Raw genomic sequence first — 14,963 nt, forward strand, 5'->3', positions numbered from 1 at the left:
TCACAAATATAAAAAAAGCCCATATGGGCAAATGATTGTTAATCGGTAAACGTAATATCAATATTATTAGTTAAAATATCTGTATAGCTATATGACGCACGTTCGAAATTAGCATCATCTAGCTCAACAACGAATAGTGATGGAAATGTCGAACGTAGTACACCACTACGTTCTGTTATTTTTTTTCGACCTGCTTGAGCAACAACAGTTACTGCTTCACCCACGTGGGCTTCTATTTTAGTCTTAATGTCTTGTAAACTACTTGGCATTTTTATACCACCTTTCGTGAAAAACTTACCTAATTATACCATAGATATGCGTTATCCACAAGCAAGACTGTATACTAATGCTAAATTATGAAATATTATGCGAAAATTAAATCAACCCTTCTGATTCAAGTTTTAAATAAAGTGTTGTTAGTTCGGTCAAAGAAAGTCGTTCCGCACGTATTGAAGGTTCAATATTAGCTTTCTCTAAGGCCTCTCGTATGTGAGTTTTTGTTTCTTCTGTTTTACCAAAAGTCTGTATCATATTATTCCAGAGACTTTTACGACGATGAGAAAAACTACCCTTAACAACTTGAAACAGTTTTTCAGGTTTATCAACCATTATTTCAGGTGTTAGCGGTGTCAGTTTGACAACTGCAGAGTCGACATTGGGAGCAGGATTAAAGGAACTAGCAGGCACTTTAATAGCTAATTGAGCTTCAGCAAAATATTGTACAGTTAATGTCAAAACACCATATGCTTTAGTGCCTACTTCAGCATTTAGCCGATCTGCTACCTCTTTTTGCATCATAACTACAATATTTTCCCATGAAATATTGGCACGTAGTAACTGCAGCAAGATCGGTGTTGTAATATAGTATGGTAAGTTAGCCACAATTTTAACAGAAGATTGTTGACCAAATTCGGCATCGATTATGTCTGATAAGTTAACAGTTAAAATATCAGCCTCAATGATTTTTACGTTGTCATATGGCAATAATGTTTCGGATAACACATTAACCATTTGTGGATCAATTTCAAAAGCAACAACTTTCTTAGCTGATTTTGCCAACTGCTCCGTTAACGCACCAATACCTGGTCCAATTTCAATAACATAATCCTCTGAGGTAATTTCTGCTGCTGACACGATACCATGTAAGACGTTAAGATCTGTCAAAAAATTTTGACCAAATTTCTTCTTTGCTCGTAAATTGTATTGATTAAGTATTGCCTGAGTACGGGTAGGATTCGCAATATCGATTATTTCTGCCATAAGTTATTTTCCTTTTCTAAAGCCTCTAAAATATCCGATTTGGTAATGCCAAACTGGTGTATTCGATTAAACAATTGTTTACCATTTGTATAACCAATATGTAATATTTCCCCAATTAGTTCACGTTTCTTCCGAGACTCCTGGCTATTAAGTAAGCCGTTATCTAACAAAAAAGAACGATCAACATCACTAGTAATCATATTTTTAGGTGTCATAACTGCCAGAAGTGCGGCTTGAATGACTTCTGGTCTAGCATGTTCAACACCCAACGATTTATGTGGATTATCTTTATGAGCACGACCATCCTGTTGTGAAATATAAGCGTGTTTTGCTTCTGGAATTTCTCTTGCAACTATTTGTCTAATGCGTTGCCCATTATAATCAGGATCTGTTAAAATAATGAGCCCACGATTCCGTGCCCCTTGTTTAGCAAGTACAAGTGCATTTTTATTTATTGCACTGCCACCCGTTTCAATTGTATCTGCTATCACAGCACGTTTTATATTTTCAGTGTCAGACTTACCTTCCACAAGAATAAATTCATTAATTTTTGGTTTAATCATGGTTTAAAAATAGACGATGGGCATTTTCTCTGGTAATGTCAGAAAGTTCTTTAGGTGATAAATCCAATGTATCTGCTAGGGAATCAATAACATATTTCACAAAGGCAGGCTCGTTATCTTTTCCTCTAAAAGGCGTAGGCGCTAAATAAGGTGCATCCGTTTCTACTAAAATACGTTCTAGTGGTACAGCTTTAGCAGATTCACGAACATCATCAGCTTTTTTAAATGTGACAACACCACTAAAAGAAATATACATTCCTAGATCCAAAAATGCTTTTGCTTGATCTGGTGTCCCAGAAAAGCTATGCATTACGCCTTTTTTGACACCACTTTTTTTCAGTATCTCATATACATCTTCAAAAGCATCACGATTATGAATAATCACTGGTAAATCGTATTGTTTCGCTAATTGAAGATGTTTTTCAAATGCTTTTTTTTGTATGTCACGTGAGGGTGTATCCCAATAATAATCTAATCCTGTCTCACCTACTCCAACAACTTTGCTTTGTTTCAACTGTTCAGCTAATAATTTTTCAGCGTTTTCATCAAATGCTGCTGTATCCTCAGGTTGGAATCCAAGAACAGCATAGATATTATCATGTGCATTCGCAATTTCCAAAGCGCGCTCGTTACCTTTAGCATCATAACCAACGATATTCATTTCCATCACGCGTAATTCATTGGCACGACCAATATATGCTGGTACATCATGAAAAAGTTTATCATCATTAAGATGAGTATGCGTGTCGAAACTATCTGCCGGTGTTTTTGTTAAATCATAAATTGCCATTTGTTATTATTTTTATATACTTACTAAAAAGTGCATTTAATAAAGTATCATTCTCCTTAATGAGTTTTATTTCTAATTATCATGTTTCAGTATAACACAACAAAAAAAGCCCCTAAACACCTGTTAATCAATCTTTGGTGTTTCATTAGGAGCAAAATTTTTTAAAATACCATTAACAAATTTGCGATCATCTTCATCAGCAAAAGTTTTTGCTAAAATCAAAGCTTCATCTATTGCCACTTTGTATGGTACAAGTTGATTATTCAACTCATAAGTTGCCAATCGTAAAATGACCAAATCAGCTTTATTTATACGTTTGATTGACCACCCATCTGCTAAAAACTTGGCAATTTGTTCGTCTAACTCACTTTTATTACCGAGTATGCCGTTAACTAGGCGAGGTAAATAATCGTCAAATTGTTTACCGTCAAGTACGATATTATATAGTGTATCAATATTATTGTTTTGTGGCTCTTTTTCAAGCGCAAACAATATTTGAAAAGCTGCTTGCCTTGATTCGTGTCGCGTTAAATTTGCCATTAATTAGATTCCTCAGATGATGTTACTGTATCAAATAGATTATTTGGATCAATTTTATTGAGTACTTTTTCAGGAATAATGCCACTCACGTGAACATTAGTTTGTGCGATATGTAAATCTGTCATTGACGAGATTTGAGATTTGATAGCATTTTGAATTGCCAAAGCAACTCTAGGGACAGCAACACCATATTGTAAAAATACATAGGCATCTATAACTAAACCATCCTCAGATTGTGTTAACTCAACACCTTTACCGCGAGAATTTGTGCCAAATGCGCTTGTAAAACGATCCGATAATTTACCACGCATTGAGTACACACCATCGACTTCTTGTGTAGCAATTTGTGCAATAATTTCGATAACTTCTGGTGCAATTTGTGTTGCACCTTCCAAATGACTATCCGTATCTAAAATAATGTTTTTATGGTTTGCTTTACTACGTTTTATTTCTTTGGCCATCATCTCTACTCCTCGAAAATATTCTTTAAAATAAAAAGTTCCCTAAGGAACTTTTATTTTGTGTTCCCTTTAACTACGCTCATTATCATTTTATTAAATAATGACTATATGCTCGTATGAGTTCACACTGTATAATTAAGCGCGGCCCTTGTATGAACCATCTTCTGTATTCACAAGAATTGTTTCACCTTCGTTAATGAAGTCAGGAACTGTAATTGTAGCACCTGTTTCAACAGTAGCTGGCTTTCCTGAACCTGTTGCCGTTGCGCCTTTGATTCCAGGTTGTGTTTCAGTTACCTTGATTGCAATTGTTGATGGTAATTCAGCACCTAAAATTTCGTTACCAAACATTGTAATTTTAACTTCCATACCTTCAAGCAAAAACTTCAATGCTGAAGCAATCTTATCATCAGGCAAGTTGACTTGTTCATAAGTCTCAACATCCATGAAGACACGACCGTCATTTTCAGCAAACAAGTATGACATAGGGCGTGTTGTAATATCAGCTTGTTCAAACTTATCTCCTGGACGGAAAGTTACTTCGTTAACAGCTCCTGTGCGTAGGTTCTTCAACTTTGAACGAACAAACGCACCACCTTTTCCTGGCTTAACGTGTTGGAAGTCAAGAACACGCCAAATTGAGTTTGAATACTCAATTGTTAAACCATTTTTCAAATCATTCATGCCAATTGCCATGATAATATCCTCTTTTATTAAATAATATAGTTTATTATAACAGAAAGTAACTGTCTCTGCAGTAGTAAAACAATTTGTAATTGTATCATATAAATATATAGATATCAATCATCATGTGTATCTAATTCTGGTTTGACAATCAGCGTTTCAAGACGTCTGAGTTGATTAAGTAGTAATTCCCCCTCTTCCAAACCATAAACCGATAACCACTTATCAAAACGTTCAACAACACGATTTGTGATTGCCTTTTCAACTTCTTTTCCTTTATCAGTCAACGATAACAATACACGACGCCGATCTTTTTTATCCGGTATCTGCTCAATGTACGCTAAAGCAACTAGAGGCTTTAGCTGCCTTGCCACAGCGCCTTTTGTAACATTACGATCTGTAGCAATCTCAGTCATAGTTAATTTTGACTCATTTTTGGCAACTGCCGACATAATTAACCATTGCTCAAATGAAATACCATAAACATTTGTCGGTTGTGAAATTAATTTTTCTAAGTGTTTCAAAGATGCCATATAAACATTGATAAAATCATTCATCAAATCAATTTTGGTCATACTTTTCCCTCTAAAACGTCATTGGTAACCTGAGACTCATTATCAAGTAAATAAGCCATTGCATCTTCCGGTGTGTCAACCATGATAATATTTTTAATATCATTATATGTCACAAAACCAGTTTTAACACACGACACTAACCAACGCCATAAATCATCATAAAAACCATCAATATTTAACAAGAGCATTGGTTTATGATGCAATCCTATTTTGGACCAGCTAATGACTTGTGCAATTTCCTCTAATGTTCCAAAACCACCAGGTAAAGCAATAAAAGCTTCGCCATAAGCCATAAGCAATTCCTTACGCGAATCCATACCGTCTACTTCAATCAACTCGTTAATTTCACTGGCATCAATGGCTTCTTCGGCTAAATTATGTGGTGTAATGCCGATAACTTTACCACCAGATGCCATAGCATGTCGCGCTGTGATCCCCATTAGCCCATCATGGCTACCACCATAGACCATTGTAATATTATTTTTTGCAATGAGTTGTCCTAGAGATTCTGCTGTTTTCGTATAAATTTCCTTATCTCCGCTTTGAGACCCCATAAATACTGTGATTTTTTTTAATACCATTGAATTTATCCTTTCTACAAATCTATCAATATTAAGGATTTTTATCAAGTAATATTTAGACAATTTAACCGTTTTAAGACGCTATGTGGTACACTAGAATATAGGTTTTCGTCCGTGACAAAGAAAAAATTAAAATATTATTATTGGAGGCATTTATGATTTATAAAGTTTATTACCAAGAACACCCAGAACGTAACCCAAAGCGAGAGACTACTCTTTCAATGTATATCAACGCTGAAAGCTTACCACAAGCTCGAGAAATTATCGAAGAAAACACAACATATAACATTGAATTTATAGAAGAGTTGTCTGACAAGGCCGTAACTTACGAAAAGGCCAATCCAAATTTCAAAATGACGACGTTTTAATTCATGACATATTCTGTAGATATTAAACCTAACGAAGTCGCTGTATATGCTCTAGGTGGTCTAGGCGAAGTCGGAAAAAATACATACGGTATCGAGTATCAAAACGAAATCATCGTTGTCGACGCGGGTATTAAGTTCCCTGAAGACGAATTACTTGGTATTGATTATGTTATTCCCGATTATACTTATCTTGTTGATAATATTGATCGCGTTAAGGCACTGGTTATTACTCACGGACATGAGGACCATATCGGTGCTATCGCCTACTTCCTACAATCAGTTAATGTACCAGTTTATGCCGGTCCTTTAGCAATGGCGTTAATTAAAAACAAGCTTGAAGAAAAGCAAATGTTAAATCGTGTTGAACTACATGAAATAACTGACGGCTCAACTTTAGAATTTGATAAATTAAGTGTTGAGTTTTTCCGTACGACACATTCAATACCTGATGTTTTCGGAGTTGCGATTCACACGCCTGTTGGTACAATCGTTGAAACAGGTGATTTTAAGTTCGATTTGACACCAACAACTAAGCAGCCACCTAATTTATGGTCAATGGCTCGTCTAGGAGAACAAGGTGTCTTACTTATGATGAGTGACTCAACCAATGCTGAACGTCCTGAATGGACAAAGTCTGAAGCTTGGGTTGCAAAGTCAGTTAATCGTATCTTCGATAAAATTGAGCATGGTCGTATAATTTTTGCTACTTTTGCATCTAATATGAATCGTGTACGGATGGCAACAGATGCCGCTATTGCTCATGGGCGTAAAATAGCTGTATTTGGTCGATCAATGGAATCAGCTGTTACAAACGGCCGTGCTCTTGGGTATTTAAATATTCCCGATGACATGCTTGTTGAACAATCTGAAATCAAAAATATTCCTGACGACGAATTATTAATTTTGTCAACTGGTTCTCAAGGAGAACCTATGGCTGCTTTAGCACGTATTGCTGAAGGTACCCATAAACAAATTCGTCTAAAACCTAAAGACAATGTCATCTTTTCTTCTTCACCTATTCCTGGCAATACTGCCTCTGTGAATCAAGTAATTAATAAGCTTGAAGAAGGTGGTGCTAATGTTATTTATGGAAAAGTAAACAACATTCATACTTCTGGGCACGGTGGTCAAGAAGAACAGAAACTAATGCTAGCCCTAATGAAGCCAAAATACTTTATGCCTGTTCACGGTGAATATCGCATGCTTAAAGTTCATGCTTCTTTAGCTCATGAATTAGATATTCCTGAAGACCATACCTTTATTTTAGAAAATGGTGATGTTTTGGCTCTTGACGGTGAAAACGCACGTATGGCAGGCCATTTTCCTGGTGAGGACACTTATATTGATGGTTCAGGTATTGGTGATATTGGTGCTGTTGTCTTACATGATCGTCAAAAACTGTCCCAAGATGGTTTGGTGGTTGTCACAGCAACAATTGATCTGAAAAAGAAGGAAATTTTATCTGGTCCAGATATTTTATCTCGCGGATTTGTTTATATGCGTGAGTCAGGTGAACTCATTAATGAAGGTCGTCGCATTATATTTGGTACTATGCGTCGCATTATGAATAATGCAAATGCAAGTGAATCTGATATCAGACAAGCTGTCATTGATGATTTATCCCGTTTCTTGTACAAAGAAACCGCTCGTAAACCAATGATTTTACCAATGTTAATTATGCTTTAAAAAGCCAAAGACGTATTGTCTTTGGCTTTTTCACGAACATTTTTTGAAATCACTATCTTACAAACGTATAAAACTGGACATTAAGATTTTTAAAAACGTTTCAATATGCTAAAATAGTCTCAGTACATAACAAAGGAGCTATCATGACAGAAAGAAAAATCCCAACAATTATGGGCACGCAACATCCAGATAACGCTAACGCACCCTTCTGGGATTCTTCTCAGCAACCGTTTATAAGCGCCTATCGCGAAATGAATGAAGCATTTGAAAATTTTAGTGAACTAGAAGTCGACGAATATATGTGGGACTGGGAAGGTAAGCATGCAGATGCTGCGGTTATCGATCGTCTATTTAGCACAGAATATGATTACTTTAAAGAGCATCAGATTGGTCGCGATAAATTTTTAACCTTTCGTTTTCCCAATATTTGGGAAGAAAAAGGCTATAACCTCATGCAAGCTATGACCGCTATTCTCAGTTCTGAAGATTTTGCTCATGATCTTGGATTTGACCAACGCCCATTGTTTGAAACGATTTTACCAATGGCAAAACGTGCTGATCAACTCATTGAAATGCAAGAGTTATTTGAAAAACTTGCTCATTTTAAGTCAATAGAATTTACCAAATCAGACAAAAATACCCCTTATATTGAAATGATTCCACTATTTGAAGATTTCAATACACAATTACATGCTCCTGAAATTTTAAAAGAATACTTAAAACTTCATGAAGAACATTTCGGATTCCGACCAAAGTATTTACGTGTTTTCTTAGCTGGCTCTGATTCTGCTTTAACTGCTGGATTTATGAGCTCTATCACAGGTAACAAATTAGCAATTGCACGATTGCATGAATTTGCCCGTGAAGAAAATATCGAAATTTATCCTATTTCTGGTACTGGCTCTGCCATTTTCCGAGGTGGTTTATCCCCAAAGCGTATTGGTCGTTATGTCACTGAGTTTGCTGGTGTTAGAACAGCTACGGTACAATCAGCATTCCGCTACGACTTTCCTATCCACGAAGTCACAGATGCCATTGAAGAGTTAAAAAATAAACTGCCGTTTGCTGAACCTTTACGTATTTCTGCTGAGGATCAAAAAATTCTAGCAGAAGTTGCAGAAGAATCTGCACAATTCTATACCCAAACGCTTGATCAATTAATTCCTGATGTACACCCCATCTTTAAAGCTTTTCCAAAGCGTCGTGATCGTCGTCAACACGTTGGTGTACTTGGTTATTCTCGTTCAGTTGATGGTATTGAACTGCCAAGAGCTATTAACTTTACAGGTGCATTTTATTCAATCGGTGTACCACCTGAATTTATTGGATTTGGACGGGCATTAGAAAACTTAAATGCAGACCATCTTTCGGTGTTTGTCCGTAACTATCCTAGCATGAAACAAGATTTCAAAGAATTAGCTCATTACGTTAATATGGATGCTCTCGAAATTCTTAAAACACAAAGCCCCGCATGGGCAGATGTTGAACGTGACATCTTAATTCTTAAAGATGTTTTCGACCTTGAAATTGGTCCTAAAACTAGAGAAGAACAGCAACACGCAGAAATTGCACTTCAAGTTGTTCAAATTAAAGATGGTGCATCAATTGCTGTCACAGCTTTAATTAATAGAATGGCTCAATTGAGACATTTCTTAGGTTAAAGATACGAATAGCCCTTACGGGCTTTTTTTGTTACAATAAGACTAGTTTTTATTGAAAGACACACTTATGCCTAACTTTTATGTAATCCACAATTCCTATGCCGGCAAGGACCGTAATAATACCAATATTGTTAATGACATTCGCAAACTACATCATATCATTAACTGGTTTGACACAGAATACGTCGGACATGCTACTTATCTAGCAAAGAACCTGGCAAAAACTTTAGTTGACTCAGATGCCGTAGTGTTGGTCATTGGGGGTGACGGCACTTTAAATGATGTACTAAATGGCTTATTAGCAGTAGAACGTCAAACAGCTCTCCCAATTGCGTATATTCCTACTGGCACTGGAAACGACTTTGCGCGAGGTGCTTCACTTGGATCTGCTTCAGACGCCTTATTTCGTTTAAAACATACGAATCAAGTAAAGAACCTTTCTATTGGTAAGATCATTGTTGAGTCTCCTCATCAAACCACACGCTATTTTGTCAATAGCGTCGGTGTTGGTTTTGATGCTAACGTTGTTATCATGACAGAGCAATCGAATCTCAAAAAAATGCTCAACAAATTCAATCTTGGTTCTTACGCTTATTTACTGACCGCAATAACTGCTTTTTTCAATCAGAATGCTTTCCAGTTGACGTTAACAAACGGTGAAAAATATAAACACATCCCAGAAATAATGCTCGCTACTATTGTAAATCACCCTTTCTTTGGCGGTGGTATTCCAATACTACCATCAGCAGATTTATCTAAATTCGAATTAGAGCTTTTAGTTATCGAAAAAGTTTCTTTTTTTGGTTTTCTAAAATTACTATTTGATTTAAAGCGAAATAGTAGTCACTTAAATCACAAGAAAGTTCATCGATATATGCTTGCAAAAGGGGCACAAATTCATATTCATGATATACAACCTGGACAAATAGATGGAGAAACATTAGGTAATGGTAGTTTTGTGTTGACAACAACTTGTCAAAGCTACCCTTTCTGGATTAATTAAAAAGGATGATTACAATTAAGTAATCATCCTTTTTAATTAAAATGCCCTAAACGTTCTGCTTGTTTGGTTACCGTTGTGATTAATTTACTGGATACCAAGTGTGACGCAGCCTGAATCACAAGATCTTCTTGATATACAATTGCAGCAATGGCACTAACAACTGTTGGTACAACATTATTAACATGACCATGCAAAAAAGCGTTATGCATTGCTTCTGTATAACTGTCACTATTAAGTAACGACCATATAATAGCTTCTAAAGTACTAGCACTACGACCATCTAACGTAATATTGTTGATTGGAATATTAGCAAAATCAGGTAAGTTAAGTTCTTCAAATGCTGATAATTCTTCTTTGAAAACTTTATGACGTGAATAATATTCAAATCCAAACGCTAGACCATTTTCAACGGCATCACGGATTGATTGTTTTTCTAAGAGTTGACTTAAAATTAAACTCAACATTCCAACAGTAACTAATACACCCTCATCGTTGTGTGTTAAACCTGTTATGCGATGAAGAGTCATCATAGCTACTTCATCATTAATGAAACTAACACCATATTCATGATGCAAATATAAGGCTACCGGTAACATTCTTACTAACACATCATCACTGTCTGCTGAATCTTCCAAAACACCTGAAGCCAATATATCTTTATTTTTAGTATAATTATCCATTGCTTTCTTGGTAATCGCATCAATTCGTTGTAATGTTTGATCTGGTGCAAATTGATTTCGTTTATACCAATTCTGGAAATGATTCATCACATCAGATAATTGGTAACCATGTGACAAACTGGCAACGGTAGTAAGTGACATACTGGTTTGGGTACCCCACTTAAGTTCATCAGAAAAATTTAAAGAGTCTGATAACAGTTGATCTTGTTGACCATTAGATAACTGTGTCATACTTTCTCCAATGGCAATACCGAGTATTAAAAATTGAATAAGTGATTGCTTTTTTGACATACCCTATTTTATCATACGTACCATCTGATTTTTATAGTAAAGCTTTAATATCTGCTACACGATCTAACTGTTCCCAAGGCAATTCAATGTCTGTACGTCCAAAATGACCAAATGCGGCAGTCTGTTTATAGATTGGTCGACGTAAGTCCAATGTATTAATAATGGCTAATGGACGAAAATCAAATAGTTGTGATGTTATTTCACGTATTTTTGCTTCATCAATTTTTGCTGTACCAAATGTTTCAATATTTAACGAAACAGGTTGTGCTACACCAATTGCATAGGCAATCTGCAATTCTAATTTGTCTGCTACCCCTGCTGCCACAAGGTTTTTAGCAACGTAACGAGCAAAATATGCCGCAGAACGATCAACTTTAGTAGCATCTTTTCCAGAAAAGGCACCACCACCGTGATGTGCAGCACCACCATAAGTATCTACAATAATTTTACGACCAGTTAATCCAGAATCAGCTTGCGGTCCGCCTAATACAAATCGACCTGATGGATTAATATAATAAATTGTTTGGTCATCTACTAACTCTTGTGGCAAAACTTGATCAATGACTAAACTACGCATATCCGTTCTTAATTGATCTAATGTTACGTTCTCATCATGTTGCGTTGATAAGACAACAGCAGCAATACGTGTTATCTCATTTTCATCATTAAGTTCAACACTCACTTCAGCTTTTGCATCTGGTCTTAAGTAAGTTACTAATTCAGCTTCTCGAACATCACGAATTTTACGCATTAAGCGGTGAGACAAGGCTAACGTGAGTGGTAAATAACTATCGGTTTCGTTCGTAGCGTAACCAAACACCATACCTTGATCCCCTGCCCCTAACTGTTCAGGATCATCATCAGCATTATCCACTGCTTGAGCGATATCTCCTGATTGTTCAACAATTTTGTTTGATACATTTACTGAATCTGCTGTAAAACCAAGTTCTGCGTGATTATAGCCGATTTCACGAATCGTTTCTGTCGCAATTTCTCTTACGTTAACATATGCGGAAGTTGACAACTCACCAAATATTGAAACATCTCCAGTAGATGTTGTAACCTCAATTGCAGCACGTGCATGTGGATCTTGAGCCAATACAGCATCCAAAATGGCATCAGCAATTTGGTCAGCAATTTTATCTGGGTGTCCTGCAGAAACTGATTCGGACGTGAAATACTTTGTCATGATTAAACATGACCTCCTTCATAATTCAAAATAAAAAGCTAATGGTCGCAAATTAAAAGCGCACCCCATGACTGATTAGTCGGGACGCGCTTAACGTGACGACTATCTGTACAGATGGACCACCGTGACATCATACATGAGTATCCGCCGGTTGGTGCAGGGTCAAAGTGCTGTATCACTCGCCTGCTCTTGATAGCTGTTTTAAATTGTATATTCAGAATATCAGACGTTTTAAAAAAATGCAAATTCTAATGTAACTATCAGATAGCGTTTAAGGTACAATGTTATATATGAACAATACATATCGACAATTACACAATAAATTACCAGATGGTCGTGACATGCCAAGCCGTTTTTCGACTAACCCTCAAGACAAAAGAAATTTTGAAAACTTTACACAAACGCATTTCTTTGATTGGCGGCGTTGGATACCACTAACTATTATAGTGTTAAGTTTAAACTTTACTTGGTGGTACCAACCACTGTTACATTCAACATCTCTGACAGGTATGGGATCAACTTGGCATACTTTACCATTGTTTGTTTACAGTATTATGGTATCAATAGGCTTAACCTTAGTTATCACTCAAAATTTTCGTAGTCTAATAAGCTATTTATTTTTTGGCATCAGTTTGTTATTAACATTGACATCATTTATCCAATCACGTCATGAAATTTTCATATTGTTAGGTCTATTAAGTATCTTCTTTATTCTTATTCAACAGCCAATAATAGGTTTACAGAATTGGTTGGGATTAGTTGTTTTAAGTGTTTTAGCGACATTTAGCATTCCAGTAGCAATATTTTATATTTCTAATAACTTTGTGACCCAACGTTTCCTATGGCAATTAGTTCCGATGCTGTTTGGCTTTGGCTTTTATTTTACACCAATATTGATGCCAAACCCCGATGGCCGTAAATTAAGTATTTTAACACTTGGTTTGTTTTTAGTTGCTGTATTGAGTCATCAAATTGGGTTAGGTACACCATTAATCATTATATTTTGCTTACTAGGTTTCATTTTACAATTTGTCAAAGCAAAAATTGGCAACTGGCAAAATATGGGCTATATTCTTCTACTTGCCCTTTCAATGTTCATTATATATTAAAAAGCATGTGTCTAATCTAAGACACATGCTTTTTAATGAGCTAATACTTTATATATATCGTGTAGTTGTTCAAAAGCTGTTAAAATCACTTGTTCATCATCATAAGCATCATCCTGATATTTTTGTTTATCAATAACAATACCTATAAGCACTTCACTATGCTTAACTTGTTCAAACCTAGTAACTGCTTGATCATAATTAGTTGGTGTGAGTAATTCATTACGATTAACCATATGATCTGTGCTTAAAACAAACTGTTTAGGTAATATTGCGATCAAATCAGATGCTTTTCTCAATCTGCTAACAATATCTGCTGTTTGAGAAGGTTTCATATTTTCCTCTACGGCTAAATAAAAATACACATGATCTTCCCAAAGTCCTATTTCATAATGTGGCAACATTTTATAACCACGTTTGTTAGGTGCTAGTGCAACCCAAGTATTGTCTGGTGCATTTGTTGTCCGTCGCAGATGCTTGGCAACATGAGCAAACCAACTTTGATCATTATGATTTAAAATTGCTAATAATTTATCAGATAATTCAACAAATTTTGGATCAATAATTGTACGAATTTTAGCCATGCGCTCATCTAGACTTTTTGCATTAAACACATCAAAATCTTGTCGTTCAAAAACCATCATTTTCTCCTTTAATTTTCTTACTACCATTATTTAAAATAGTAAGCCACTGAATTAAAACATAACCACTTACTAAAACAGTAGCTATTAAATTCAACCAAATTAATAACACAATAATAGATCCTATTGACTGATAAAAATCATATTGTTTTAAACCAAGTTTCGCATAAAAAGTGAAACCAACATTTAACGCATTTAGCATTAACAATTCAACAAAACTACCAATAGCAACAAGCTTTAGTGGTGTCTGAGCAGCTTTTGTCGGTAAAAAATAATTTAGCATAATTAATGCAAGAAACATAGCTATCCAAATTACCCAACGAGATTGACTAGTAATAAAACCAGTCCACGGACCAGCTGGTAATTGATTTATCACTAATGACAACACATTACTAGCAATCATCAAAACACCAAACATAGCGATAATAATGAGTAACCATAGGAAAGACCAAACACGTGTTAATAAATTACTAATTCGCTCTTCAGCATCAGCAATACGATTAAAAGATTGTCTAAATACTGCAATGACTCTTGAAACCGTCCACAATGTGAATGGTACAGAAAAAGACAAAATCGATAATTGCTTTTTTGAAAGCACTGATTGTAATATTGGCATTAAAATTTTTTCAATATCATGAGGTAAATTGTCTCTAGCAACGTTTATAATCGCTGCTTGATCTAGGCTAGTCATCGATATAATCATAACAATTGACATAATTGTTGGAAATATCGTTAATAAACTATAATAGGCAAACGTTGGTCCAACATAATTAATTTGTGCGCGTGAAAATAACATACCGAGCGTTTTTAAATCATAACGCTCACTGATTACTTTGATAAATTGTTTTAATCGATTTAACATATTTCTATTATGCCAAATAATA

The 14,963-nt window shown here is 35.5% G+C and carries 18 protein-coding genes and 1 riboswitch; of the genes, 5 read left to right on the top strand and 13 right to left on the bottom strand.

Annotated elements, in window-relative coordinates:
• Positions 1 to 38: 38 nt before the first annotated feature.
• The 9 genes from K5Q12_RS00240 to K5Q12_RS00280 form a co-directional block, all read right to left on the bottom strand.
• Positions 39 to 269: a Veg family protein gene (locus tag K5Q12_RS00240; protein ID WP_220741768.1), complete on the bottom strand. Its 231-nt coding sequence runs from the start codon at positions 267 to 269 to the stop codon at positions 39 to 41.
• A gap of 106 nt (positions 270 to 375) precedes the next feature.
• The gene (gene rsmA / locus K5Q12_RS00245; RefSeq protein WP_220741769.1) at positions 376 to 1,260 is read right to left on the bottom strand and encodes a 16S rRNA (adenine(1518)-N(6)/adenine(1519)-N(6))-dimethyltransferase RsmA; all 885 of its coding nucleotides are present in this window, start codon (positions 1,258 to 1,260) and stop codon (positions 376 to 378) included.
• A complete protein-coding gene (gene rnmV, locus K5Q12_RS00250; protein WP_220741770.1) occupies positions 1,248 to 1,823 on the bottom strand; it encodes a ribonuclease M5 in 576 nt (191 codons plus the stop codon). The genes rsmA and rnmV overlap by 13 nt, the downstream gene beginning before the upstream one ends.
• Positions 1,816 to 2,613, bottom strand: coding sequence for a TatD family hydrolase (locus tag K5Q12_RS00255; protein WP_220741771.1), 798 nt, complete (start codon positions 2,611 to 2,613; stop codon positions 1,816 to 1,818). The genes rnmV and K5Q12_RS00255 overlap by 8 nt, the downstream gene beginning before the upstream one ends.
• A 123-nt stretch (positions 2,614 to 2,736) precedes the next feature.
• Entirely contained in the window at positions 2,737 to 3,153 is a 417-nt protein-coding gene (nusB, locus tag K5Q12_RS00260; protein WP_220741772.1) for a transcription antitermination factor NusB, read from the bottom strand.
• Positions 3,153 to 3,614, bottom strand: a complete 462-nt coding sequence (locus K5Q12_RS00265) for an Asp23/Gls24 family envelope stress response protein (RefSeq protein WP_220741963.1) — start codon at positions 3,612 to 3,614, stop codon at positions 3,153 to 3,155. Before K5Q12_RS00265 ends, nusB begins: the two co-directional genes overlap by 1 nt.
• A 135-nt stretch (positions 3,615 to 3,749) precedes the next feature.
• Positions 3,750 to 4,310, bottom strand: coding sequence for an elongation factor P (gene efp, locus K5Q12_RS00270; protein WP_220741773.1), 561 nt, complete (start codon positions 4,308 to 4,310; stop codon positions 3,750 to 3,752).
• 104 nt (positions 4,311 to 4,414) lie between these two features.
• Positions 4,415 to 4,873, bottom strand: a complete 459-nt coding sequence (locus K5Q12_RS00275; RefSeq protein ID WP_220741774.1) for a MarR family winged helix-turn-helix transcriptional regulator — start codon at positions 4,871 to 4,873, stop codon at positions 4,415 to 4,417.
• On the bottom strand, positions 4,870 to 5,454 hold the full coding sequence (locus K5Q12_RS00280) for an LOG family protein (protein WP_220741775.1): 585 nt from the start codon (positions 5,452 to 5,454) through the stop codon (positions 4,870 to 4,872). Before K5Q12_RS00280 ends, K5Q12_RS00275 begins: the two co-directional genes overlap by 4 nt.
• Before the next feature lie 155 nt (positions 5,455 to 5,609).
• Between K5Q12_RS00280 and K5Q12_RS00285 the strand changes: the two genes are divergently transcribed.
• From K5Q12_RS00285 to K5Q12_RS00300, 4 genes are all read left to right on the top strand, one after another.
• Positions 5,610 to 5,822: a DNA-dependent RNA polymerase subunit epsilon gene (locus K5Q12_RS00285; RefSeq protein ID WP_220741776.1), complete on the top strand. Its 213-nt coding sequence runs from the start codon at positions 5,610 to 5,612 to the stop codon at positions 5,820 to 5,822.
• 3 nt (positions 5,823 to 5,825) lie between these two features.
• Entirely contained in the window at positions 5,826 to 7,508 is a 1,683-nt protein-coding gene (gene rnjA / locus K5Q12_RS00290) for a ribonuclease J1 (RefSeq protein ID WP_220741777.1), read from the top strand.
• A gap of 143 nt (positions 7,509 to 7,651) precedes the next feature.
• Positions 7,652 to 9,169 carry a phosphoenolpyruvate carboxylase gene (gene ppcA, locus K5Q12_RS00295; protein WP_220741778.1) on the top strand — a complete coding sequence of 506 codons (1,518 nt, stop codon included), beginning with the start codon at positions 7,652 to 7,654 and terminating at the stop codon, positions 9,167 to 9,169.
• 67 nt (positions 9,170 to 9,236) lie between these two features.
• Positions 9,237 to 10,172, top strand: coding sequence for a diacylglycerol/lipid kinase family protein (locus K5Q12_RS00300; protein ID WP_220741779.1), 936 nt, complete (start codon positions 9,237 to 9,239; stop codon positions 10,170 to 10,172).
• Positions 10,173 to 10,204: 32 nt separating this feature from the next.
• Here K5Q12_RS00300 and K5Q12_RS00305 read toward each other — a convergent pair whose 3' ends face one another.
• Together K5Q12_RS00305 and metK are read right to left on the bottom strand one after the other, a co-directional pair.
• On the bottom strand, positions 10,205 to 11,143 hold the full coding sequence (locus K5Q12_RS00305) for an ADP-ribosylglycohydrolase family protein (RefSeq protein ID WP_220741780.1): 939 nt from the start codon (positions 11,141 to 11,143) through the stop codon (positions 10,205 to 10,207).
• Positions 11,144 to 11,174: 31 nt separating this feature from the next.
• Positions 11,175 to 12,332, bottom strand: a complete 1,158-nt coding sequence (metK, locus tag K5Q12_RS00310; RefSeq protein ID WP_220741781.1) for a methionine adenosyltransferase — start codon at positions 12,330 to 12,332, stop codon at positions 11,175 to 11,177.
• A 99-nt stretch (positions 12,333 to 12,431) separates the two neighbouring features.
• A riboswitch (SAM riboswitch) is annotated at positions 12,432 to 12,531 on the bottom strand.
• Between the two features lie 91 nt (positions 12,532 to 12,622).
• Here metK and K5Q12_RS00315 point away from each other — a divergent pair.
• The gene (locus tag K5Q12_RS00315) at positions 12,623 to 13,441 is read left to right on the top strand and encodes a hypothetical protein (protein ID WP_220741782.1); all 819 of its coding nucleotides are present in this window, start codon (positions 12,623 to 12,625) and stop codon (positions 13,439 to 13,441) included.
• 32 nt (positions 13,442 to 13,473) lie between these two features.
• On the opposite strand, the gene K5Q12_RS00320 is transcribed toward K5Q12_RS00315, so the two are convergent.
• Together K5Q12_RS00320 and K5Q12_RS00325 are read right to left on the bottom strand one after the other, a co-directional pair.
• The gene (locus K5Q12_RS00320; RefSeq protein WP_220741783.1) at positions 13,474 to 14,079 is read right to left on the bottom strand and encodes a DUF1054 family protein; all 606 of its coding nucleotides are present in this window, start codon (positions 14,077 to 14,079) and stop codon (positions 13,474 to 13,476) included.
• A complete protein-coding gene (locus K5Q12_RS00325) occupies positions 14,069 to 14,941 on the bottom strand; it encodes a YihY/virulence factor BrkB family protein (protein ID WP_220741784.1) in 873 nt (290 codons plus the stop codon). Before K5Q12_RS00325 ends, K5Q12_RS00320 begins: the two co-directional genes overlap by 11 nt.
• Between the last annotated feature and the right edge of the window lie 22 nt (positions 14,942 to 14,963).

The organism is Leuconostoc palmae (assembly GCF_019656075.1).
GTDB classification, from domain to species: Bacteria; Bacillota; Bacilli; order Lactobacillales; family Lactobacillaceae; genus Leuconostoc; species Leuconostoc palmae.